This window comes from Gemmatimonas aurantiaca T-27 (assembly GCF_000010305.1).
GTDB lineage: Bacteria > Gemmatimonadota > Gemmatimonadetes > Gemmatimonadales > Gemmatimonadaceae > Gemmatimonas > Gemmatimonas aurantiaca.
On the sequence record NC_012489.1, the window covers coordinates 2,017,984 to 2,040,037 of the forward strand.

The following is a 22,054-nucleotide window of genomic DNA, read 5'->3' on the forward strand; positions in this document are numbered from 1 at the left end:
CCGAGCGCGGGTTGCGTGTCAACGGACAAACGGGCACTGCAGCAGCGGAAACGGCAGGAACCGTGTCCGTCGTTCAACTACGCCAGCGCGTATTGCTGGGTCACGTCCCGCTGGGCGCCGCGCATGACCAGCTTGATCTCGTCCGGCTTGAGCAGCGGGTCGTCCCGCAGCTCGAGCGTGAAGCCCGCCATCTTTTCCAGGCGCTTCATGAAATCGTGCTCCTGCTCGAGCACATGCAGGGCCACTTCGGGGTGCAGGCGCAGTACCACCGGCTCCTTCCGTCCCTCGGCCGCCATCCGGCGTACGGCGCGCTCGGTGCGGCGCACGATGGTTTCCGGAGTGAACACCCGCCCCGTGCCGCTGCAGGTCGGGCAGCCTTCGGTCATGCTGTGCCAGTGGCTCTGGCGTACCCGCTGGCGAGTCATCTCCACCAGGCCCAGGTCCGACACGGCAAACGCCTTGGTGCGCGCCCGGTCGCGGCCCAGATGGGTGCGCAGTTCGTGCAGCACCTTGTCGCGGTTCGACTGCGTCTCCATGTCGATGAAGTCGCAGACGATGATGCCGCCCACGTCGCGCAACCGGAGCTGGCGGGCGATCTCGCGCGCCGCTTCGGTATTGGTCTTGAGAATGGTCTTTTCGGGGTCCCGCTTGCCGGTGTACCGCCCCGAGTTCACGTCGATCGAGACCAGCGCCTCGGTGGGCTCAAAGATGAGGTACCCGCCACTGGGCAGGTCGCAGCGCCGCTTGAAGAGATCGCGGATTTCCGTTTCGATCCCCTCCTTGTCGAACAGCGGCACGTTCTCTTCGTAGAGCTTCACGCGCTCCACCAGCTCGGGTGCGATGCCCTGCAGGTATTCGGTGATCTCGTTGTAGACCTGCTTGGAGTCGACCTGGACCCGCTCCACCTTGGCGCTGAACAGATCGCGTACCAGACCGCGGGTGACGTTGGTTTCGCGGTGCACCAGCGAAGGGGCTCGCGTGAACTGCGTCTTCCGCTTGATGCGCTTCCAGTTGTTGATCAGCGTCTGGAGTTCGCGCTCGAAGGTTTCCTTGGTGGCGTCTTCCGAGACGGTCCGGACGATGACGCCGCCGGCGTCGTCGGGGAGCATCTCTCCCACCATGGCGCGCAGGCGCTGGCGTTCGGAGCGCTCGTCGATCTTGCGGCTCACGCCCACCTTGGACGCAAACGGCATGTAGACCAGGAACCGGCCAGCCAACGACACCTGCGCGGTGACGCGCGGTCCCTTGGTGGAGATGGGTTCCTTGGTGATCTGGACCAGGATCTCCTGGCCGCGCTTGAGGAGGTCCTGAATGGGGCGGACTTCGCGGCGGCCACGTCGGCCACCACCACCGCCCGACTCTTCACCGGACTCATCCTCGTCGTCGTCATCGTCGTCGGACACCTGGGCGTCCTCGACCACTACGTCGGCCGCGTGCAGAAACGCGGACTTTTCCGTACCGATGTTGACGAAGGCGGCCTGAATACCGGGCAGCACCGCTTCGACCTTCCCCAGGTAGACATCTCCCACCATACGGCGGGCGTCGGGGCGGTCGACCAGCAGTTCCACCAGTTGGCCGTCCTCGATGATGGCGACGCGCGTCTCACGCGGCGTCGCATTCACCAGGATCTCTCGCTTCATTAATTGCCTGTCGTACACCTCAGCGGCAGCGACTCTGGGCGCCAGGGTGACGATGAAAACAGGTGATCCAACAGGGTTGCCCACGCGCGCCAAATGGCCGCGCGATGGACGTCGTCACAGGCACCCCCGGGCATGACCGATCGATCGGGCGATCCGTGTCGGGGCCGCTGGCCATCCCGCGCTGTCAGAACGCTGCAGCGGCAGGAGGCGCGCACCCCGAAGTTCTCACGGTCACCCGCGATCGACGCGCGTACGAGCGCGCGAAAGCGCGGCCCCTACGGCGTGTCATACGGCGGAACGTGTGGCTGGGTCGGGCGGCGGCACGCTGGCCCCGGCCGGCCCACACCACCAACGCAAACAGTCCGCGAGTCGCACGGACCACCGGCGCCAGAAGCAACGGCTACGAAAACCTCATCTAAAGAGTACACATGGCCGAACGGGTCCCGCAATGCACGTCAGGCAACGAATGTTGCACGACGTCGCATTGCAGAACCCGTCTTGCACGATCGGACGACACGTAGATCCGGGCGGGCCCGCCGGCCGTCACGCCGCCGTCACGCCGTGGTCACTCAGGCCATCAGGTCCTTGAGCAGGTGGCGTGCGATCACCATGCGCTGGATCTCGCTCGTGCCTTCCCCGATCTCACAGATCTTGGCGTCGCGCATGTAGCGCTCCACGGGGTAGTCCTTGGTGTAGCCGTAGCCGCCGTGCACCTGAATGGCCTTGATGGTCGCCTTCATCGCCACTTCCGAACAGAAGAGCTTGGCCATCGCGGCTTCCTTGCTGAACGGGTGCCCGTTCTGCGACAGCCAGGCCGCGTGGTACATCAGATGGCGACCGGCTTCGATCTCCGTGGCCATGTCGGAGAGCTGGAACTGAATGCCCTGGAAGGACGAAATCGGCGAGCCGAACTGCTTGCGCACGCTGGCGTACTTGAGGGACTCCTCGAGCGCGCCCTGCGCGATGCCGATCGACAGCGCGGCAATGCCGATGCGGCCGGCATCGAGAGTCTTCATGAAGTTCGTGAAGCCAAGTCCTTCCGTACCAAGGAGATTCTCCGCCGGAACTTCCACGTTGTCGAACAGGAGTTCACGCGTATCGGAGGCCCGCCAGCCCATCTTGTCTTCTTTCTTGCCGGCCGTGAAACCCTTCATGTTCACGAGCGAGTCATCGTGACCGACGCCATGCACGCGGCAGGCTTCGAGGTCCACCGAGTCCTTGGTCAGGATGAAGGACGAAATGCCCTTCGTGCCCTTGGACGGGTCGGTCACCGCGGTGACCACAAAGATCTCCCCGACGCCGGCATGGGTGATGAAGCGCTTGCTGCCGTTCAGGATGTAGCGGTCGCCCTGCTTCACGGCCGTCGTGCGCGTGCCACCGGCGTCGCTGCCGGCCGCTTCTTCGGTCAGCCCGAAGCCGCCCAACACCTTGCCACTGGCCAGCAGCGGCACGTAGCGCTGGATCTGCTCCGGCGTGCCAAACTTGACGATCGGCGAGGTGCCCAGCGTGGTGTGCGCACTGATCGTGATGGAGTGCGAGGCACACACCTTCGCGAGCTCTTCGATGGAAATCATGAAGCTGAGCGTGTCGAAGCCGGCACCGCCGACCTCTTCGGACCAGGGCACACCCAACAGCCCCAGTTCGCCCATCTGCTTCACGTTCTCCCACGGGAACGTCGAAGCTTCGTCATGCGCCGCGGCAACAGGCGCGACGTGATCGCGCGCAAACGCGCGCACCATGTCACGAACAGCAAGGTGCTGCTCGGAGAAGTACAGACTGTCGTGCATTGCTGGACGGCGGGAGGGAGCGGAGGTCGGAAACGGTCACGCCGAACGACGGGACCGCGAACGGGTCGACGGAAGGTCTTCTGCCGTTGCCGGAGAGGCGGTGAGCCCGAGACAGCGATCACATGCATCACACTGCGATCGCACCCCGGGATCTCCAAAATAGCGCAGCACAAACGCTCGGCGGCACTGCCGCGTCTGCGCATAGCGTTGCACGGCTTCGAGCCGGTCCAAATCCGCTTGCCGACGACGCGCGATAGCGTTCCAGTCAACCGGAAGCCACGACGCGTCCCGACTACGTGGGTCCAGTCGAAATCCACCCCCTCTACGTGTCCAGGTGAGGAACTGCTGTGCTTCCAGTCGTTCGAGGATGGGGACGAGTCCCATCGTCCCACCGAATCTCTGGGGAAGGCCCTGCAGATCAACCGCCGCGCCCGTCTCCAGAGCGGCGCCGGCCACACGCCACAGGGCGCGCAAGACGTCGCGGTCGGTGGCGCGTGCTCCGGTGAGCTCCCGCGTGATACGGCCGGGTGAGGCGATGAGACGGACCCACACCTGATGCAACGAGGGCAGTTCCTCCGCACAGGCGCCGGCGCGGAGCAGCGCTCGCAACGCGGGGCCCGTCTTGCGTTCGCCGATCTTGCTGGGCAAGCAGGCAGCCAGGGCTTCGGGCGTGAGCGAGACAAATCCCTCGTGGTCGGCCTGGTCCCGTAGGGCACGCCAGACCAACTCCACGACCGGGCGCTCGGCGTGTGTGCTGTTGATGAAATACTCGTGCGTGAACCGATCGGGATAGCTGTGCAGCAGCACGCAGGTGCTGGCCTGGCCGTCGCGGCCGGCCCGACCGGCTTCCTGGTAGTACGACTCCAGTGTGCCGGGCATGGAGTGATGCACCACGAGCCGCACATCGGGTTTGTCGATGCCCATGCCGAAGGCGCTCGTGGCGACGATGACGCGCGAACGCTCCTCCATGAAAGCATCCTGGGCGCGCTGGCGTTGTCGATCATCGAGGCCTCCATGATAGGCCGTGGCCTTGATGCGACCCCGCAGGAGCACGGCCGTCACCCGCTCCACCGCTTTTCGGGTGGGCGTATACACCACGGCTGCACCTGGCGCGTCCCGCAGCCACTCGATGGCGGTCAGATCCTTGTCGCGTTGCGTGCGCGTGGGCACGACATGGTAGGTGAGATTGGTGCGGTCGAAGCCACCCACCACCACCTCGGGCTGGCGCAGCAGCAACTGGCGTGCGATGTCGCGGCGTACCTCAGGAGTCGCGGTGGCCGTGAGCGCCACGGTCTGTGGTGAACCGAGCTGCTCGCGAATGTATCCGATGCGTCGGTAGCTGGGCCGGAAGTCATGCCCCCATTCACTGATGCAATGGGCCTCGTCGACGGTCAGCAGCACCACGCCGATCGTGCGCAGTTGTTGCAGCATGCGTCCGGCTTCCATGCGTTCCGGCGCGAGATACAACAACCGCAAGGAGCCATCGCGGGCTCGTGCCATACGATCGGCCACTTCGCTGACCGAGAGCGTGCTGTTGATGTACGCAGCCTCGATACCACGCCGCGCGAGCGTCTCCACCTGATCCTTCATGAGGCTGATCAACGGTGAGATCACGATCGTCAGCCCATCCCGCACCAAGGCGGGCACCTGAAAACACAGCGACTTGCCACCGCCGGTGGGAAGAACAATCAGGGCATCACGGCCAGATAGCACCGCTTCCACGGCGCGAATCTGCGGCGGCCGGAAATCGGGATAGCCGAAGTACCGCAGCAGCGTGGCGCGTGCCTGTTCGAGCGTTCCAAAGTGCCCGCGGGGGGTGGGGGCGGTCGACATGCCACATCGTAGGGCCACTCCTGCGGCGATGTGGCATCATTTCATTGCGCGCGTGATCGTTTCGGTGCGACAAGGTCCGAACAACCTTGCCACGGATTACGCGGAAACCACACGGAAACGACACGGATACAAAAGCCTTTGTTGATTGGTGCTTCTCCAGCCGTGCATTGTCTTCAGTTTTTCATTTCTTTGATTTGCTGTTGCAGTACCCGTGTCGTTTCCGTGTGGTTTCCGCGCAATCCGTGGCAAAGCAGTTCCCGTTACACGGCGCGTGCGAAGTGACCCCGGGTAAAGGCACCATCGAGCAGCACGCGTGATGCACTGGCAGGGGTTGGCGCACCCTGTGCCAGCGCGTCGAGGATGTCACGGTAGCTGCGCACCAACTGCTGCACCGGATCCCCAGCCACATTGAACACCATCTGATAGCCACGGATACCCTGCGCCCACAGCGCCGGCAAATACTCGGACGCATCGATGGGACGCGAATGCAGCAGCCGGTTGCGACACGCGCTGTCGGTCGCCACACCGAAGGTGTATCCAGCCGGATCGGTGAGTGACACCTGCGTGTGTTTTTGCACGCAGAGATCACGACACGTCGTGGCCTCGCGATCGAAGGCGGCGCTCAACACGCAGTGTTCGATGGTCATGCCTTCCGGGCGTCCGTACACCAGCACGTCGAAGCCTGCCCCGCCCCACGGTGCCGTGAGGGCCTGCAGTTCCTCTACTGTGAGCTCGATGGATGCCACCAGTTGCGACGCACCCACTTCGAACATCATGGCGGCCGTGTGCTGGTTGAACACGTTGGTGGCATAGTCCGCGATCACGTCCCGATCGCCGCCGAACTCACGAATGAGTCCGAGGTGGCCGCTGAGCAGTGGCAATCCCAGCGCCAACCATGGCGCGATCGCCTTGCGCTCTTCGGGGCGCACGATGGTGGGCGTGCGCAGGCGCAGCCCCACACCCTGCGCGGTCAGTTCGTCGCGTAGCGTGATCACGCGGCTGCGCGGCGGTGCCGGGTGACGGAGAAACGGATCGAACACGACTTCGGTGGCACCACCGGCGGCCGCTTCACGCGCCGACTCGAGATCGTACACAATCACGCGCAATGCGGGCGCTGCGCTCTCCGACCTCGCCTGGCCGCTCACCGGCACGGCGGTCACCGCATCGGCGATGTGCGCGACACGCACCGCCTCGTCGCTGCTGCGTGCCCATCCCAACTGCTCTTCGAGTTGCTCGACCGCGTCCTGCCGAATGCGATTGAGTTCGCTGACCGGAAGGAAGAGGCCATCACCGAGTCCCGACGTGTCTATGCTGCCAAGCTTGAAGGCGGTGCCGCCGAGTCGACCCAGTTGCTCACGCAACTGCGTCATGTCGAGGGACCGCTTGCTGGCTGGTGCGAGCGTGACTTCACCACGCACCGACGACTCGAGTTCTCCGGCACGCCAGATCGTCTTGAGTGGTCCACCAGCATGACCGAAGCAGCGCACGTCCACGCGGATCGCCCCCACGCGCTCCGGCATCGGCACATTGGCATACGAGGCCTGCGCCTCACTCAGCAACTTGGCATCACTGGTGCGTACGACACGCCAACCGCTTGCCACGCGCGTGGTGCGCAATCCGCTGCGCACCGACACCACCTGTCGATGCAATCCATCACGCGTGCCCATCGCGCGCACACTTTGCACCGTGCCACCGATGTTGGCCGACGACGATGGATCGGGTGATTCGAAGCCCAGACCATCCCCCACCGTCAGTGGACGCGATACTTCAACAATGAGATCGTCGCCCTCCTGCCCCACCACCGTGCCCAGTGTCAGCCCACGATTGTCCGGCTGCGTGCGGGTGATGTACTCGCGACCCTGCCGACCACCGTACATGCCACCCGTGTTGCCGCGGCTGAAGATCTGCACCAGCGGTTCCACTTCGTCGATCGTCGGCGCACGTCCTTCTTCACCACGCGCGATGCCGTCGAGCCAGCCGCGATAGGCCTTCGTCACCGTCGCAACGTACTCGGGCTTCTTCTTGCGCCCTTCCACCTTGAGGCAGCCGACGCCGAGCTTGGCGATCTCTTCCAGGTGATCGTGTGCGGCCAGATCCTTGGTGCTGATCAGGTACCCCTGATCGAGCGTCGCACCGGTGCTGTCGTCGTTGAGCGTGTAGTCTTTGCGGCATGACTGCGCGCACGATCCACGATTGGCCGAGCGCTCGCTGATCATGCCGGACATGAAACACTGTCCGGAATACGAGATGCAGAGCGCGCCGTGCACGAACGTTTCGAGTCCGAGATCGGGCACCGCTTCGCGAATGAGGCGGATGTCCTCGAGCGTGTTTTCACGCGCCAGCACGACACGTTCGATACCCAATTCCTGCATGACCAGCGCGCCACCGGCATCGTGCACGGTCATTTGTGTGCTGCCGTGCACCTCGAGCTGGGGGTACACCTGCTGGATGAGGCGAACCACGCCCAAGTCCTGCACGATCGCGGCGTCGATACCGCGGTCGATGCACTCGCCGAGATACACCAGCGCTTCGTTCAGCTCGTGCGGCTTGATGAGCACATTGAACGTGAGGTAGACCCGCACGCCCCGGGCATGGGCAATGGCGCAGGCCTGTCCGAGCTCATCGAGCGAGAGCTGGGCGCCTTCATCACGCGCATTGTACATGGACGCCCCGAGATACACGGCGTTCGCCCCATTGGCGACAGCGGCGCGTACGGCATCGAGCGTGCCGGCGGGGGCGAGTAGTTCGGGAACGTGACGACGGGACATCCCTGATAATCTAGCGGGTCCCAGCCCATGATTGGACCGGGACCCGCTTGCTCCTCACCTGGACGCCCGAACTACGGCTGCCGAGGCTTGTAGAACCGCAACAACAAGGCGCTGGCCACCAACGCGATGCCGATCCAACGCACCCACTCGAGGCTGGTGCGCTGGGCGACCGTGAAGGCGATGACGCCAAACGCGATCAGGGCAACGCGGAGGCGTATGATCACGCGAATGCCGGCAGGCCCGCCGCCTTGGCTTCGGCGTCCGGCACTTCGATGACCAGGCGCAGCAAGGCCGTGGAAAACACCTTGCCCTGCGCGTCGGTCTTGAGTGACAGCGTGCCACCGCCATCGAGCGCGCCATGCAGCAGGAAATTCAGCGCCAACAGATTGGGCAGCTCGAAGCGCACCACGTCGCCGGTGATATGGCCCGTGAAATGCTTGGCCACCGCGGCCTTCGTGACGTACTTGTCGAGCACCGCATACCACTCGGGCTTGAGCGCGATGACACCCACGTTGGCCGTGTCGCCCTTGTCGCCGCTGCGGGCATGGGCAATATCGAGAAGTCGGACTTTCATGCGATTACTCCACGATGGCAACGGAGGTGGACACGGCGCGCTTGTCGAGCAGCGCGGGCCAGTAGGCCACGATCTCTTCAACCTTGGGGCGACCACCAGCGAAGCCGGTGACACTCGGCGGGCCGTTCAACACCAGCGGCACGATCTCGCGCGCAAAGCGCTCCACCGCCGCCTTGTCGCCACCACGCACACCGATGCGATACTGCACTTCCGGTGCACTGCGGCCATCGCCGGCCAGTGAACCGTGCGTGGATGTGGCACCCACGAACTCGCTCAGCACCTGGTCGAACTTGAGGCCCAGGCGATCGAGACGCTCACGCAGCACCCGGTCGGCCAGCTCGGCCTTCTCCATGGCGTCCGGCCAGCCGTACACCAGCGTGCCCACGGCCTTGTAGCCCGAGCGGTAGGCGATGGACACCTTGAGGAACGGGGTCGGCGCGCCGCCGGTGATGCCGTGCACGCGCACGCGGTTCTCACCGTCGGCCTGCAGGCGAATGCTGGTGAAGTCGGCCACCACGTCGGGCGTGATGTACGAATTCGGATCGCCCATTTCGTACACGAGCTGCTCGGTCACGCTGGGCACGTTCACACGGCCGCCCGTACCGGGATGCTTGGTGATCACGAACGAACCATCGGCGTTGGCTTCCGCAATCGGATAGCCGACGTTCGCGAGGTCGGGGATGTTGCGCCAGTCGTACAGGCAGTTGCCGCCCGAGCTCTGCGCACCACACTCGAGGATGTGTCCTGCCACGATACCGGACGCGAGCTTGTCCCAGTCATCGGCCGCCCAGCCGAACTCATGACGCAGGGGCGCCATGGTCAAGGCGGTGTCGGTGCTGCGGCCAGTCACGACCACATTCGCGCCACGCTGCAGCGCTTCGACGATGGGCGTCGAGCCGATGTAGGCGTTGGCCGAGAGCACACGATCGCGAATCGTCGAGAGCGGCTCGTCGGTGTCCATGTTGCGCAGTTCGTGGCCGGCAGCCATGAGCTCGTCGAGACGATCGAGCACATCGTCGCCCGTCACGACGCCGATGCGAATCTTGCCACGCACGCCATGCTTGCTGGCCGCTTCGAGCACAGCCTCTGCGCAGGCGTTGGGGTTCACACCACCGGCGTTGGCGATGACCTTCACGCCACGCTCGGCCACAGCCGGGAACACACTCTCCATCGCGCCCACGAAGTCACGCGCGTAGCCCATGCGGGGATCGCGTTCCTTCTGCTTCTGCACGATGGACATCGTGACTTCGGCGAGATAGTCGAGCATGAGGTAGTCGACCTGTCCGCCTTCCACCTGACGGCGCGGGGCTTCGAGCCAGTCGCCCCAGAAGCCTTGTCCGCTGGCCACGCGAACCACGCGGCCCTTCGATTCCTGCGACATCACTGCGCTCCGAATGTTGGCATCGGCGGCAGCACGAAAGCGCCGAGATGCGGTCCAGGGTTCTGCAACGCCGAGCGCAGGGCAAGCGCCAGCATGCTGCGAGTGTCTTCGGGATACACGATGGTGTCGACAAAGCCGCGCGCGGCGGCATAGCGAGCATCGAGCTGCGTCTCGTAGTCCGCCCGCATGCTGGCAGCAGCTTCGAGCACTTCAGGAGATGGCGGCGTGCCGGCCTTCTTGGCGGCATCGAGCGCCGGTCCGTGCACAGCCTGCACGGCGGCTTCTCCTTCCATGACCGCCATGCGTCCGGTGGGCCAGGAAAGGATGAAATCGGGATCGAAGCCCTGGCCGGCCATCGCGTAGTAGCCTGCGCCACTCGCGTGGTTCACGGTGAGCACGATCTTGGGGACGCGGGCACACGCCATCGCTTCGACAAAATGCGCGCCGGCGCGGATGATGCCTTCATGTTCCGCTTCGGGCCCGACCATGAAGCCGGACACGTCCTGCACGAAGATGATCGGGATGCCCTGCTTGTCGCAGCGCTCGATGAAGTAGGCGACCTTCTCCGCGCTTTCCGCGTAGATGATGCCACCGAAACGCGGCTTCTCACCCGGACGGCCTTTGATCAGTCCGCGCTGGTTGGCGATGATGCCCACGGGGATGCCTTCGATACGCGCATCACCGCAGATCATTTCCTTGGCGAGGTTGCCCTGGAATTCATCCAGCTTGCCTTCATCGAGCACGGCGCGCAGCAGCGCATGCATGTCGTACTGCATGCGATGATCGGCCGGCAGCAGGTCATACAGCGTGGAGGGCGGCTCGGCGGGTGGACGCCATGCGGCCTGCGGCGGCGTGTTCGGACGCGGCAGGCGCGCCACGAGTTCACGCAACTTGACCAGGCACGACGCATCATCGTCGAGCGCATAGTGCGCGACGCCGCTCACTTCGGTGTGCGTGAGCGCACCACCCAGCGTCTCGCCGTCGATGGACTGGCCCGTGGCGCCCTTCACGAGATTCGGACCACCCAGGCCCATGAACGACGTGCCCTTCACCATCAGGATCACGTCACTGAGCGCGGGGAGATAGGCACCGCCCGCCACACACTGCCCCATCACGGCCGCGAGCTGCGGAATCCGCAGGTAGCGACGCATGATCGAGTTGTAGTAGAAGATGCGCGCCGCGCCGTATTGTCCGGGGAACACACCACCCTGATAGGGGAGGTTCACACCGGCCGAGTCGACGAGGTAGATGATCGGGATGCGGCAGCGCATGGCCACTTCCTGCGCCCGCAGGATCTTGGTGATCGTTTCGGGCCACCACGAGCCGGCTTTCACCGTGGCATCGTTGGCGACGACGACCACTTCGCGTCCATCCACGATCGCAATGCCGGTGATCACGCCGGCGCCGGGCGCCTGGCCGTCGTACCGGTCGTGGGCGATCAGCAGACCGATTTCGAGAAACGGGGTGCCGGGATCGGCGAGCTGTTCGACGCGTTCACGCGCCGTGAGCTTTCCCTGCTTGTGCTGCTTTTCGATCTTGTCGGGCCCACCGCCTTGGCGGAGCTGGGCTTCCAGCGCGCGGAGTTCATCGGCGAGCCGGCGCAAACGGCCGCTCACGAGATCTGCTGCTCGCGGGCCGCAAACCAGGTGCGGATGTAGTCCACGAGGTCCTGCGTGCTGGTACCGGGGCCAAACAGGCGTGCAATACCCTGTGCGTTGAGCGCGTCCATGTCCTCTTTGGGAATAATGCCACCACCGGTGAGGAGGATGTCCTCACGCCCTGCTTCAAGGAGCAAGGCACGCACACGCGGGAACAGCGTCATGTGGGCGCCGGAAAGGATCGACAAACCCACGACGTCCACGTCTTCCTGGACAGCGGCCGTGGCGATCATCTCGGGAGTCTGGTGCAGGCCGGTGTAAATCACTTCCATGCCGGCATCGCGGAGTGCCGCGGCGACCACCTTGGCGCCGCGATCATGTCCATCGAGGCCTGGCTTGGCCACCAGCACACGGATCGGTCGAGTCATCGGTTGGCTTGCAGGGTGGGACCCGGAGACGGAATTTTTTGCTCCGGTCGAACGAAGGCCGCACCCCGGCAACCCGGGGACAGCCTTCCAACTTACTCAACCTTCCTTACGCGCCACCAGCAGCATTTCGCTCGAAGTGCGGCTGAGGGGGCGGTCGGCCCAACTGTCGAAGGCCTGTTCCACGACGAGACCTACGTCGCGCATCCGGCCCGCCAGTTCGGAGGCGGTGTACAGCCTGATACGGTGCGTCCGCTCTCCCTCACCACTCGGCCCACGCCACGTCGAGGTGATCTCGAGGAAGCCAGACAGCGGATCGAAGCTGCGTTCCTGCCCGAACATCGTGCCGTCGGCGGTGCTCCACCAATCTCGCGTGAGGAATTTGGCCATCACGCCATCACGAGCTCCGCCGTGCCAGATCAGCACGCCACCGGGCTTGAGCACCCGGGCAAACTGCTCGAGTACGCGCAGGTCGTCCTGCGGTGTGTCAAAAAAGCCGAACGAGGTGAACAGGTTGACCACGGCATCGAACCGTTCGGTCCACCGCGCAGGCAGCTTGCGCATGTCACCCTGTGTGTAGCGCAGCGTACGGCCGGTCCCCCGCTTCCGTGCGACTTCGAGCAGGGGTTCGGAATAGTCGAGACCATCCACATCGAACCCCGCCTCGGCCAGCAGATGCGCATGTCGCCCCTGCCCGCAGGGACAGTCGAGGATACGCGCACCGGACGGCAGGGCGAGCACCTCCATCAATCGCGCCACTTCGCGGCGATCCTGGACGAGGTCGAACAGCGGCTCGTATTCGTGCAGGTACTGGGCATCGAAGTGCGTCTGCCACCACGCTCCGCCTGGTTTCGCTTTTCCGGCAGCCTTGGGGGAAGCGGCGATCTTTCGGGGGCGCGTCATGGGATCACTGGTCCTGTGAGGAAGTCAGTGGAGTGAAACTGGGCTGCGTGAGCAGTGACGCGCTCTGCGCACGCAGCGTGTCGGCCACGGCAAAGGGCACCAGCGAACCATCTTCGAGACCATCGAGCTGTGCATCGATCCACTGCAACGTGGTCGCGTCATGCCAGAGTCTTTGGCGGATCTGCTGCTCGACGACTTCCATCACGCGTTCGCGCAAACGCAGGCGTCGTCGCAGGCGCAACTCGCCACTGGCTTCGAGATACTGTGCGTGGCGATCGAGGGCCGTGACGATGTCATCGATCCCCTGATTCTGCGCCGCGATGGTACTGAGCACTGGCGGCGTCCATGTGTCGCTGTCGCTCGCCAGAGCAGACGCCTTCACGGGACGCGCATGACCAGCCCGCAAGCCGAGCATGAGCTCGATGTCGTGACGTAGGCGATCGGCGCCCGGGCGGTCGGCCTTGTTCACCGTGAACACGTCGGCAATCTCCATCACACCCGCCTTGAGGGTCTGAATGGAATCACCGGACTCCGGCACCAGCACGACGAGCGTGGAATCGGCCGCACGCGCGACATCGAGTTCGCTCTGCCCCACCCCGACGGTTTCGAGCAGGATGACATCCATGCCAAATCCGTCGAACACATCGCACACTTCGCGCGTGGCCGTGGCCAGGCCACCCAGCGAACCGCGTGTCGCCATGGAGCGAATGAACACACCTTCGTCGAGCGCCACCTCTTCCATGCGGATGCGGTCACCGAGCAGCGCGCCACCGGTGAAGGGTGACGTGGGATCGACCGCTACGATGCCCACGCGCAGTCCGCGCTCGCGGTAGGCGCGGGTGAGCCGCGTGGTGATGGTGCTCTTCCCGGCGCCCGGTGGTCCGGTGATGCCAATGCGACGGGCACGCCCGACCAGCGCGTGCTGTGCGGCCAGGATCTGCTCGAATCCCGGCCGGTGATTCTCGACGATGCTGACGGCTCGCGCGAGGGCGGCCGGCTTGCCTGCGCGAAACTGCTCCAGCAAACGTGCGAGGGCCGACTCAGTCGGCGCTGTCGTCATGTTCATCCCGAATGTCTCCCACCAGCTCCTCGAGCAAGTCCTCGAGGGTGACCATGCCAATGGTGCGCGCACCCTCGGCATTGCCCTCCTGCACCACGGCGAGCTGACGACGGGCCCGCAGCAGTTCGAAAAGCAGTTCGTTGGCCGGGCGATCCGCGACAGTGCGGGTCACCGGCAGCATCGGCGGCAACGACTCACCGCGACGCTTGAAGATATCCATCACGTGCACCATGCCGATGATCTGATCCGGCTGCTCGCGATACACCGGCACACGGCTGTACCCGGATTGTGAAACCCGACGGGCCAGTTCATCGGCCGGCAGACCGTCCGGAATGGCGAAGAGCTCCGTCAATGGGCGCATCACATCACGCACTGTCTTGTCGCCGAACTGCATCACACCGGAAATGATGGCCATCTCCTCGGTGGTGCTCATGTCGTCGAAGGCCCCTTCGCGCAACAACTCTTCCAGTCCGTCGCGGGTCTCGTCGCCATCCGCCGCGTCGCGTGCCGGAGAAACCAACCGGCGCACGGCATACGCGATCGCATGGAAAGGCGCGAGGGCGAGATCGACCACACGCAGCACGGGCACCATCACGGGCACGAGGGTGGGCGCCCACCTTCTGCCGGCGGCACGTGGCAGCAACTGACCGAAGACCAGCAGCAGCACGAGGAACAGCGTCACGTCCGCCACGAACTTCCACGCGCGCAAGCCGTCGGCCATCGCAATCAGGGCGCCGGTGGTGAACACCACCAGCATGCCAGCGGTGCCCGCCGCGTGCACCAGACGAGTGGGGCGTTCGAGATAACGCGCCATGGCACCGGCGCCACCCGCACGATGTTCGATCCAGTGCCGGAGCCACAACCGGCTGACCGTACGTACGGCGGTCGCGCCAACCGTGAGCACGGCCATCACGCCGACCGCCAGAAAGATGAGCGCCACGATCATCAGTGCGCCTCCGATGCGGACAGCGCATCGTCGGTGGTGTCCGGCACACGTTCGAGAAAGACGCGCTCGATCTTGCGGCGCACCACCCGCTCGACGATCGCCCGGAACGGCCCAATCGTCAGCGATTCTCCCGCTTTGGGCACACGGCCCAGCAACTCCAGCACGAGACCACCAACGGTCGATACATCGTCGCGGGTGAAATCATGACTGAGCGCCTTGGACAGATCATCCAGCGTGAGTCGGCCGGACACCCAATACCGCGTCCCTTCTTCACTTTCGACGAGGCGTTCTTCATCGTCGTACTCATCACCGATCTCGCCGACCAGTTCCTCGAGCACATCTTCGATGGTCACCAGTCCGGCCGTGCCGCCGTATTCGTCGGCGACGATGGCGATGTGCCGTCGGGCCTGGCGAAACTCCCGCAGCAGGTCGGCGATGCGCTTCGATGTCGGAATGAACACCGGTGATCGCATCACCGAAGTCCAGCCCTCTGCCGGCTCCTCATCGGCCAATACGGCTGGCAGCACATCCTTGACGTACAGAATGCCAACAATCTCGTCGATCGATCCTTCGTACACCGGGATACGCGAGTGCTCGGCGCTGCGAATCCGGTCGAGCATTTCGGACCACGGCGTTTCGCGTTCCACCCCCGTGATATCCACGCGCGGGACCATAACTTCTTCGGCCGTGGTCTCACCGAAATCGAACACGCCGAGCAACAGCTCACGCTCATCGCGGGATACATCGGCTTCGGTCGTCACCACATCGCGGAATTGTGCGGCCGCTTCTTCGCGCCGTTCGTGCGTGGCATCCACTTCAGGCACGATCTCGGCAAACAGTCCATCCAGCCAATCACCCAGCAGCATGACCGGTCGCAGCACCGCTTCGATGATCCGGCCGACACTGACGAGACGCATCGATCCGCTGGCGCCGAGCCCGTCGCCCACCACGCGCGCAATACTCTCCGCCAGCAATACGGTGGTCAGTCCGAGCAGTACGACAGACAGCGCCGTGCCCAGCGTCGGCTGTTCGATCAGATCGAGTGCCACGGCGATGCCGCTGCCGGCCGCGAGGTGGCCGATGACCCGGGCAAAGGCGAGGGCACGGTGTGTGCGCTCGCGCATGGCGACACTGCGGGCGCCGTTCGGTGCGGTGGACGACGGCGCGTCCGTCCCATCAGGACGGTCACTCAGGTGCGCTGGGAGCGGCAGGTCAGAGAGCAAGGCTCCGTCTGCAATTGCGGCGAGTGCTGCCAGCGCAGCGCCCGCTCCTGCCAATCCCCACGCCACGATACTCATATACGCGGGGACGGAGGCATCCAGAAGCGCTCGATGAGCTGCTCCTGGCGTCGCCACATCGGCGACGTCGTACGTGAGTCGTCTTCCGGGTGCTCCCAGCCCGAGGCGTGCAACGTGCCGTGCACCACCAGGCGGGCCAGCTCTTCACGAATACCCACACCATGCTCGCGGGCCTGCCGTCGTGCGACATCGGGGCAGATGTAGATGTCGCCGATCACGGTGCCATCGGGTGCATTGCCCAAGGCAAAGGTGATGACATCCGTCGGCCCGGTGTGTCCGAGGTGCTGCCGATTGAGCGTGGCCATCGCGCGTGAGGTGACAAACGTGATGGACAACATCGCGCGCGCGACCTTGCCGGCACGCAACACCTGACGCGACAGCTCGGCCAGACGTGCCGCAGCCACGGGGATGCGTACACCATCACATTCCACAGCGACGGCACGCGGATCCGTTTTGGGCACGGACGGGCGCACGGTACGCACGGTACGAGCTGGTGTCATCAGCCCCCCGCCGCGTCTTCGTTGTACGCGCGGATGATGTCGCGCACGAGACGATGACGGACGACGTCGGCTTCTGTGAAGTAGTGGAACGAGATGCCGTCGATGCCATGCAGGATGCGCTCGATCTGCATCAATCCGGAGTCTTCGCGACGCGGCAGGTCGACCTGCGTCTTGTCACCCGTGATGACGATCTTCGAGTTCACGCCCAGACGCGTGAGGAACATCTTCATCTGCATGCCGGTGGCATTCTGCGCTTCGTCGAGAATGACAAACGAATCGCCGAGGGTGCGGCCACGCATGAAGGCGAGCGGCGCCACTTCGATGGTGCGCGCTTCGATGAGCTTCTGAATGCGCTCGACCGGAATGAGGTCGTCGAGCGCGTCGTACAGGGGGCGCAGATACGGATCGACCTTGGCCTGCATGTCGCCCGGCAGAAAGCCCAGGTTCTCACCGGCTTCCACGGCCGGACGCGCCAGCACGATGCGCCGTACACGCTTGCGCATGAGGGCATCCACCGCAGCGGCCACGGCCAGGTAGGTCTTGCCCGTGCCGGCGGGGCCGATGCCGATGACGATGTCATGTTCGGCGATCTTGGCGAGATACTCGGCCTGTCCGGGCGTCTTGGGCTGCACACCGCGCCGAGCGCCGGGTAATACCAAGGAGCCATTCGTGGCGCCCGGCGCATCAGCCGGGCGTTCGATGAGCGAGAGGCGCAGCACATCGTCGGCGCCCACCGACTTGCCTTCACGCACCATGGTGACCATGGCGGCCGCGACCCCTTCGGCACGAGCCACGGCCTCCGCGTCACCGGTCAGCGAGAGATGGTCACCGCGCAACGCGACCCGCACGCCAGTGGCGCGTCCCAGCTCGACGAGATTGCCATCGTTGACCCCGGCCAGGAGCTGCTGGTCCGCTCCCTCGACCGAGACCCGAGCGATGACGGCCGATTCGGCCGTCCGCTCGCCGCGTGGTTCCGTCATGACACTCCTTCGCCGCGCACGGCGATATGCAGCTCTCGGAGATCGTCCGCCGGGACGGCCACCGGAGCGCCTTCGAACAGGGAACGTGCCGCCGTGGTCTTCGGGAAGGCAATCACGTCACGCAACGAGGTGGCTCCCGACAGCAGCATGGCGATGCGATCGAAGCCAAACGCGATGCCACCGTGTGGTGGGGCGCCCGCGCGCAGGCCTTCGAGCAGGAAACCAAAACGACGTTCCTGCTCTTCCGTGCTGCCGATACCGAGCAGGCTGAACATGCGCGACTGCACGGCCGGGTCACTGGTGCGGATGCTGCCACCACCCAGTTCGGTACCGTTGAGCACCACATCGTACGCGAGCGCACGCCAGCGGGCCGGTTCGTCCGGGTAGGCCTGCATGTCTTCCGGGTGCGACGCCGTGAACGGATGGTGGACCGCTGCGAGTGCGCCGGTCACCGGATCCTTTTCGAACATCGGGAAGTCCATCACGATCAGGAACCGCTGCGCTTTGTCATCGACGATCTCGAGGCGACGCGCACATTCCTGCCGCACACGATCGAGCGCCGGGCTGCTGACGTGATCGGCCGCCGCGACAAACAGTGCCAGATCACCATCGGTGAGCGCAAACGCGGCCTTGGCATCGTCGGTGAGGAACTTGGCGAGCGGGCCATCGTAGGCCCCGTCGGCCATACGCAGGCGCAGCAGACCACCTGCACCGGCGCCCTTGGCCAGCGCTTCGAGTTCGTCGACTTGCTTGCGGCTCCACGCCGCGCCACCGGGAATCACCACACCGCGTACACGCGCGCCAGCGGCCAATGCCGCGTTGGTCACGGCAAAATCGAGACCGGCGAACACACTGCTGTAGTCGCGCAGCACGAGGCCATAACGCAGGTCGGGGCGATCACAGCCGTACTGTTCCATCGCATCGGCATAGCTCATGCGCTCGAACTGCGCCGGGATGTCATGCCCGGCTTCTTTCCACAGCGCGCCAATCAGCCCCTGCGCCATCGTGAGGATGTCTTCACGCTCGATGAACGAGGCTTCGATATCGATCTGCGTGAATTCCGGCTGACGGTCGGCACGCAGGTCTTCGTCGCGGAAGCAGCGCGCGATCTGGAAGTAGCGATCATAGCCGCAGCACATGAACAACTGCTTGTAGATCTGCGGTGACTGCGGCAACGCATAGAACTCGCCCGGATGCACCCGGCTGGGCACGAGGTAGTCGCGTGCACCTTCGGGCGTGGGCTTGGTGAGGATCGGCGTCTCGAGTTCGAGATACCCCCGATCGCTCAGGAAGCGGCGCGTCACCTGCATCAGGCGATGGCGCAGCACGAGATTGTCCTGCAGCTCGGGACGGCGCAGATCGAGATAGCGATGACGCAGGCGCAGTTCTTCCGCCGGCATCTTGTCACCGCGACCACGGGCCACCGGGAGAGCGGGCGTGACGGCGGGGCCGACGACACGAATGGACGTGACACGCACTTCCACTTCACCGGTGCCCATGTCGGGATTCACCCGATCGGCCTCACGCGCGACGACTTCCCCCTCGCACAGCACGACCGACTCCACACCGATGGCCGCCGCCGCATGCTGCACCTCGGCAGCGGTCCATGCGGGGCCGAAGGCGAGTTGCACCAGACCGGTGCGGTCGCGCAGGTCGATGAATACCAGCCCGCCGAGATCGCGGCTGCGATGAACCCACCCGCCGAGCCTCACGGTGCGTCCCACGTCTGCCCGACGGAGCAGGCCACAGGTGTCGGTGCGCAGTGACGTGGCCAACACGGACGGTTCGGACGAAAGCGACATCAGGGGTGAGACTCCAAAGGGGGCGGACCGAAGAAACGATGCAAACGTCGAAAGCTAAATGTGTTACGAGACTGGGGGTAGCATTTTGATCACAGTGGTTCGCTTGACCCGTCCTCCAGGCGCCGTTTAGTCTCCCGTATGCACCGCATCCTGATCTACGGGCTTGCCGCGTTCGGTTGGGCCAGTGGGCTCGGAGCGCAGGCGGTGCCTGCACGTGATTTGTGGGAGTTCCCGCTCGGCGCCATGTACGAGCCGCCTGCCCTGGCGTCCGAACCGGGGGCGGGACTGTGGAATCCGGCCACCATTGCACTGCGTTCCGGGGAGCGGTTTCGCTTCGGCGTGGCGTCGCTGGCCGCGGGTTCCGCCCAGGGGGTCGACGGGCAGCTCCTCAGCGCCGCCATGCGCCGGAGCTCCGGCACGACGTTCGGGCTGAGTGTCGCCCGTGCCGGCATCAGTGGTCTCGTGCGTACCGACACCGATCCGCTGGCGGTGGGCAACATCCCCTATGCCACCTGGCTGGTGAGCGTCAGCGGCGCACGGGAGTTGGTGCCCCACCTGACCGTCGGGGCGGCCGTCCGGTGGCGCCACGGGCGCGCCGATCAGGTCACCGGGGACGCACTGGCGGCCGATTTTGGTGCGGTGCTGCACGATCTGCCCTGGCGGAATGCCCGCGTGGCGCTGTCCAGCTTCCTGTGGCGTCCCGGCCGCGAGATCGAGGATCGGCCCGCCCTGCTGACGGCGGCCGATTTCCGGCTCGCGGGTACCATGGTGGAGCGTGAGGTGCGGGCGGGCGTGGCATATGCCAACGTCAATCGAGGGGCGCAGGAAGTGGGTCCCTTTGTGTCCGCACGTCGCGATCGGGTGGAAGCCCGTGTCGCGCACCTGCGCACGGAGGTCGCCGGTCAGTCGGTCGATCGTCTGCGTTTTGGCCTGGCGCTCTATTACGCGAGATTCTCCGTCGGCGTCGCACGCGAAGAAGGTGTCTCCGGCCTCGGGGCCGTTTATCAGTTCACGCTCAGCTCCATCATCAAGTGACCGTACTCCCTGACCTGCTCGACTTCGACCCCGACGCGGCCCTGGCGCTGCTCGGTGAGTGGATGGCCGCGCGCGGAGAGCCCGCCTATCGGGCCGCCCAGGTGTTCGGTCGCCTTTGGCAGCGTCCGGTGCGCTCGTTCGATGAGATGACCGAGTTGCCCAAGGCGCTGCGCGAGGGGCTGGCGGGTTCGTTCCGCATCACCGCCCTCGAGCTGACCACGCGGCAGAAGTCGATGGATGGGACGGAGAAGTTTCTGTTCCGCATGCACGACGGGCAGTTGATCGAAACGGTGGCCATTCCCGACGGTGATCGCCTGACCTTCTGCATTTCGTCGCAGGCCGGCTGTGCCCTGCAGTGCGCGTTCTGTGCCACCGGGGCGATGGGGTTCCAGCGCAACTTGCATCCCTCGGAGATTGCCGGTCAGGTGCGTGAACTGCGCATGCTCACGCCGTCCATCGTGCCCACCAACATCGTGTTCATGGGCATGGGGGAGCCGCTCATGAACTGGAAGGCGGTGAGTCCCACGCTGTCGCTGCTGAATGATCCGCGTGCCCTGGGCATTGGCGCGCGGCACATCACGATTTCCACGGTGGGTGTACTGCCCGGTATCGTGGCACTCGCGGCCCGTCCGGAACAGTTCCGGCTCGCGATCTCCATTCATGCCCCGTCGGATGCGCTGCGGCGCACCCTGATGCCGGTCAACACGAAGTATCCGCTGGCCGACGTCATCGCGGCGGCACGGGAGTTCGACCGTCGGGTGACGTTCGAATACGTCATGCTGGGCGGCGTGAACGATCAACCGGAACACGCGGCGCAGTTGGCACAGTTGGCCCGCGATTGCCGTGCCTTCGTGAATCTCATTCCGCTGCATCCGGGTGGCTCGATGGGTTTCTCCCCATCCACCACACCAACCATCAACGCCTTCGCCAAGGCGATTCGCGCGCGTGGGGTGGAAACGGCGGTGCGCCGCAGCCGCGGGCTCGATATCGCCGCGGCCTGTGGTCAGCTACGGACGGAGCGGCTCGGTCGGCGGCTGCCAGTCGCGGCCCAGGACCACGGTGAGGTCCACGTAGCGTGACGTGTCGGTGCTGGGCGTGATCTCTCCCACGCCCAGCGCCCGCTGCAGACGCTCGGCCCATGGGGCGTGACCCGTGTGCACGAGGATTTGCGTGACCGGACGCTTGGCGTCGCGCTCGGAGTCGTAGTCCACCACGTCGTAGCCAAAATCGCGCAGCACCAGCGTGGCCCGTCGTGCGAGCCCCCGTACCCCCGACGCATTCACCACGCGCACCATCACGCGCGTGTCAGCGGGCGGCCTCGCCGTGCTGTCCTGGACGGACACTGTTGACGACGGTGCTGCTGGTGCGGCATCTGCCGCCGGCTGCGCAAACTGCCACCAGGCGAACGCGGAGCCCGCTGCCACGACCACCAGCACAACGACGGCCAACAGCCATCCACGTCGCCCGCCACCGCGTGATTCGGGAGGTTCAGGCCAGGTTGGAAACCCGTGCGTCATTGCCGGC

At 65.1% G+C, this 22,054-nt stretch carries 19 protein-coding genes; 2 read left to right on the plus strand and 17 right to left on the minus strand.

The window, feature by feature from the left end; genetic code table 11:
• Positions 1 to 77: 77 nt before the first annotated feature.
• From GAU_RS08725 to aspS, 16 genes are all read right to left on the minus strand, one after another.
• On the minus strand, positions 78 to 1,724 hold the full coding sequence (locus GAU_RS08725) for an Rne/Rng family ribonuclease (protein WP_156798957.1): 1,647 nt from the start codon (positions 1,722 to 1,724) through the stop codon (positions 78 to 80).
• A gap of 485 nt (positions 1,725 to 2,209) precedes the next feature.
• Complete coding sequence (locus GAU_RS08730) at positions 2,210 to 3,427, minus strand: acyl-CoA dehydrogenase (RefSeq protein ID WP_012683190.1); 1,218 nt, start codon at positions 3,425 to 3,427, stop codon at positions 2,210 to 2,212.
• Positions 3,428 to 3,463: 36 nt separating this feature from the next.
• Positions 3,464 to 5,260, minus strand: a complete 1,797-nt coding sequence (locus GAU_RS08735) for a RecQ family ATP-dependent DNA helicase (protein WP_012683191.1) — start codon at positions 5,258 to 5,260, stop codon at positions 3,464 to 3,466.
• Positions 5,261 to 5,520: 260 nt separating this feature from the next.
• Positions 5,521 to 8,028 carry a U32 family peptidase gene (locus GAU_RS08740; RefSeq protein ID WP_012683192.1) on the minus strand — a complete coding sequence of 836 codons (2,508 nt, stop codon included), beginning with the start codon at positions 8,026 to 8,028 and terminating at the stop codon, positions 5,521 to 5,523.
• 71 nt (positions 8,029 to 8,099) lie between these two features.
• Entirely contained in the window at positions 8,100 to 8,252 is a 153-nt protein-coding gene (locus tag GAU_RS22215; protein WP_012683193.1) for a hypothetical protein, read from the minus strand.
• Positions 8,249 to 8,602 (minus strand): AtuA-related protein, encoded by a 354-nt coding sequence (locus GAU_RS08745; RefSeq protein WP_012683194.1) that lies wholly within the window; start codon positions 8,600 to 8,602, stop codon positions 8,249 to 8,251. Before GAU_RS08745 ends, GAU_RS22215 begins: the two co-directional genes overlap by 4 nt.
• Positions 8,603 to 8,606: 4 nt before the next feature.
• Positions 8,607 to 9,983: an acyclic terpene utilization AtuA family protein gene (locus GAU_RS08750; protein WP_012683195.1), complete on the minus strand. Its 1,377-nt coding sequence runs from the start codon at positions 9,981 to 9,983 to the stop codon at positions 8,607 to 8,609.
• Positions 9,983 to 11,599: an acyl-CoA carboxylase subunit beta gene (locus GAU_RS08755; protein ID WP_012683196.1), complete on the minus strand. Its 1,617-nt coding sequence runs from the start codon at positions 11,597 to 11,599 to the stop codon at positions 9,983 to 9,985. Before GAU_RS08755 ends, GAU_RS08750 begins: the two co-directional genes overlap by 1 nt.
• Positions 11,596 to 12,009: a cobalamin B12-binding domain-containing protein gene (locus GAU_RS08760; RefSeq protein WP_012683197.1), complete on the minus strand. Its 414-nt coding sequence runs from the start codon at positions 12,007 to 12,009 to the stop codon at positions 11,596 to 11,598. Before GAU_RS08760 ends, GAU_RS08755 begins: the two co-directional genes overlap by 4 nt.
• Before the next feature lie 96 nt (positions 12,010 to 12,105).
• Positions 12,106 to 12,909 (minus strand): class I SAM-dependent methyltransferase, encoded by an 804-nt coding sequence (locus tag GAU_RS20705; protein WP_012683198.1) that lies wholly within the window; start codon positions 12,907 to 12,909, stop codon positions 12,106 to 12,108.
• Positions 12,910 to 12,913: 4 nt separating this feature from the next.
• On the minus strand, positions 12,914 to 13,975 hold the full coding sequence (meaB, locus tag GAU_RS08770; RefSeq protein WP_012683199.1) for a methylmalonyl Co-A mutase-associated GTPase MeaB: 1,062 nt from the start codon (positions 13,973 to 13,975) through the stop codon (positions 12,914 to 12,916).
• Positions 13,950 to 14,915 (minus strand): CBS domain-containing protein, encoded by a 966-nt coding sequence (locus GAU_RS08775; protein WP_041265396.1) that lies wholly within the window; start codon positions 14,913 to 14,915, stop codon positions 13,950 to 13,952. Before GAU_RS08775 ends, meaB begins: the two co-directional genes overlap by 26 nt.
• Positions 14,915 to 16,213, minus strand: coding sequence for a hemolysin family protein (locus GAU_RS20710; protein ID WP_012683201.1), 1,299 nt, complete (start codon positions 16,211 to 16,213; stop codon positions 14,915 to 14,917). Before GAU_RS20710 ends, GAU_RS08775 begins: the two co-directional genes overlap by 1 nt.
• On the minus strand, positions 16,210 to 16,713 hold the full coding sequence (gene ybeY, locus GAU_RS08785) for an rRNA maturation RNase YbeY (RefSeq protein ID WP_012683202.1): 504 nt from the start codon (positions 16,711 to 16,713) through the stop codon (positions 16,210 to 16,212). Before ybeY ends, GAU_RS20710 begins: the two co-directional genes overlap by 4 nt.
• The gene (locus GAU_RS08790) at positions 16,713 to 17,693 is read right to left on the minus strand and encodes a PhoH family protein (RefSeq protein ID WP_012683203.1); all 981 of its coding nucleotides are present in this window, start codon (positions 17,691 to 17,693) and stop codon (positions 16,713 to 16,715) included. The genes ybeY and GAU_RS08790 overlap by 1 nt, the downstream gene beginning before the upstream one ends.
• A complete protein-coding gene (gene aspS / locus GAU_RS08795) occupies positions 17,690 to 19,495 on the minus strand; it encodes an aspartate--tRNA ligase (protein ID WP_052574330.1) in 1,806 nt (601 codons plus the stop codon). Before aspS ends, GAU_RS08790 begins: the two co-directional genes overlap by 4 nt.
• Before the next feature lie 138 nt (positions 19,496 to 19,633).
• On the opposite strand from aspS, the gene GAU_RS08800 reads away from it, so the two are divergent.
• Both GAU_RS08800 and rlmN read left to right on the plus strand, forming a co-directional pair.
• Positions 19,634 to 20,530, plus strand: coding sequence for a hypothetical protein (locus GAU_RS08800; protein WP_012683205.1), 897 nt, complete (start codon positions 19,634 to 19,636; stop codon positions 20,528 to 20,530).
• Positions 20,527 to 21,609, plus strand: coding sequence for a 23S rRNA (adenine(2503)-C(2))-methyltransferase RlmN (rlmN, locus tag GAU_RS08805; protein ID WP_012683206.1), 1,083 nt, complete (start codon positions 20,527 to 20,529; stop codon positions 21,607 to 21,609). Before GAU_RS08800 ends, rlmN begins: the two co-directional genes overlap by 4 nt.
• Here rlmN and GAU_RS08810 read toward each other — a convergent pair.
• A complete protein-coding gene (locus GAU_RS08810; RefSeq protein WP_012683207.1) occupies positions 21,538 to 22,047 on the minus strand; it encodes a LytR C-terminal domain-containing protein in 510 nt (169 codons plus the stop codon). The two genes, rlmN and GAU_RS08810, sit on opposite strands and share 72 nt — an antisense overlap.
• Positions 22,048 to 22,054: the final 7 nt, after the last annotated feature.

Bases quoted from the DNA above. Each gene is read 5' to 3' on its own strand.
- ybeY (WP_012683202.1), bottom strand. From the start codon at position 16,713: ATGACACCAGCTCGTACCGTGCGTACCGTGCGCCCGTCCGTGCCCAAA.
- GAU_RS08745 (WP_012683194.1), bottom strand. From the start codon at position 8,602: ATGAAAGTCCGACTTCTCGATATTGCCCATGCCCGCAGCGGCGACAAG.
- GAU_RS08740 (WP_012683192.1), bottom strand. From the start codon at position 8,028: ATGTCCCGTCGTCACGTTCCCGAACTACTCGCCCCCGCCGGCACGCTC.
- GAU_RS08810 (WP_012683207.1), bottom strand. From the start codon at position 22,047: ATGACGCACGGGTTTCCAACCTGGCCTGAACCTCCCGAATCACGCGGT.
- meaB (WP_012683199.1), bottom strand. From the start codon at position 13,975: ATGAACATGACGACAGCGCCGACTGAGTCGGCCCTCGCACGTTTGCTG.
- GAU_RS08735 (WP_012683191.1), bottom strand. From the start codon at position 5,260: ATGTCGACCGCCCCCACCCCCCGCGGGCACTTTGGAACGCTCGAACAG.
- GAU_RS08730 (WP_012683190.1), bottom strand. From the start codon at position 3,427: ATGCACGACAGTCTGTACTTCTCCGAGCAGCACCTTGCTGTTCGTGAC.
- GAU_RS20705 (WP_012683198.1), bottom strand. From the start codon at position 12,909: ATGACGCGCCCCCGAAAGATCGCCGCTTCCCCCAAGGCTGCCGGAAAA.
- GAU_RS08750 (WP_012683195.1), bottom strand. From the start codon at position 9,983: ATGTCGCAGGAATCGAAGGGCCGCGTGGTTCGCGTGGCCAGCGGACAA.
- GAU_RS08775 (WP_041265396.1), bottom strand. From the start codon at position 14,915: ATGATCGTGGCGCTCATCTTTCTGGCGGTCGGCGTGATGGCCGTGCTC.
- aspS (WP_052574330.1), bottom strand. From the start codon at position 19,495: ATGTCGCTTTCGTCCGAACCGTCCGTGTTGGCCACGTCACTGCGCACC.
- GAU_RS20710 (WP_012683201.1), bottom strand. From the start codon at position 16,213: ATGAGTATCGTGGCGTGGGGATTGGCAGGAGCGGGCGCTGCGCTGGCA.
- GAU_RS08800 (WP_012683205.1), top strand. From the start codon at position 19,634: ATGCACCGCATCCTGATCTACGGGCTTGCCGCGTTCGGTTGGGCCAGT.
- GAU_RS08790 (WP_012683203.1), bottom strand. From the start codon at position 17,693: ATGACGGAACCACGCGGCGAGCGGACGGCCGAATCGGCCGTCATCGCT.
- GAU_RS08760 (WP_012683197.1), bottom strand. From the start codon at position 12,009: ATGACTCGACCGATCCGTGTGCTGGTGGCCAAGCCAGGCCTCGATGGA.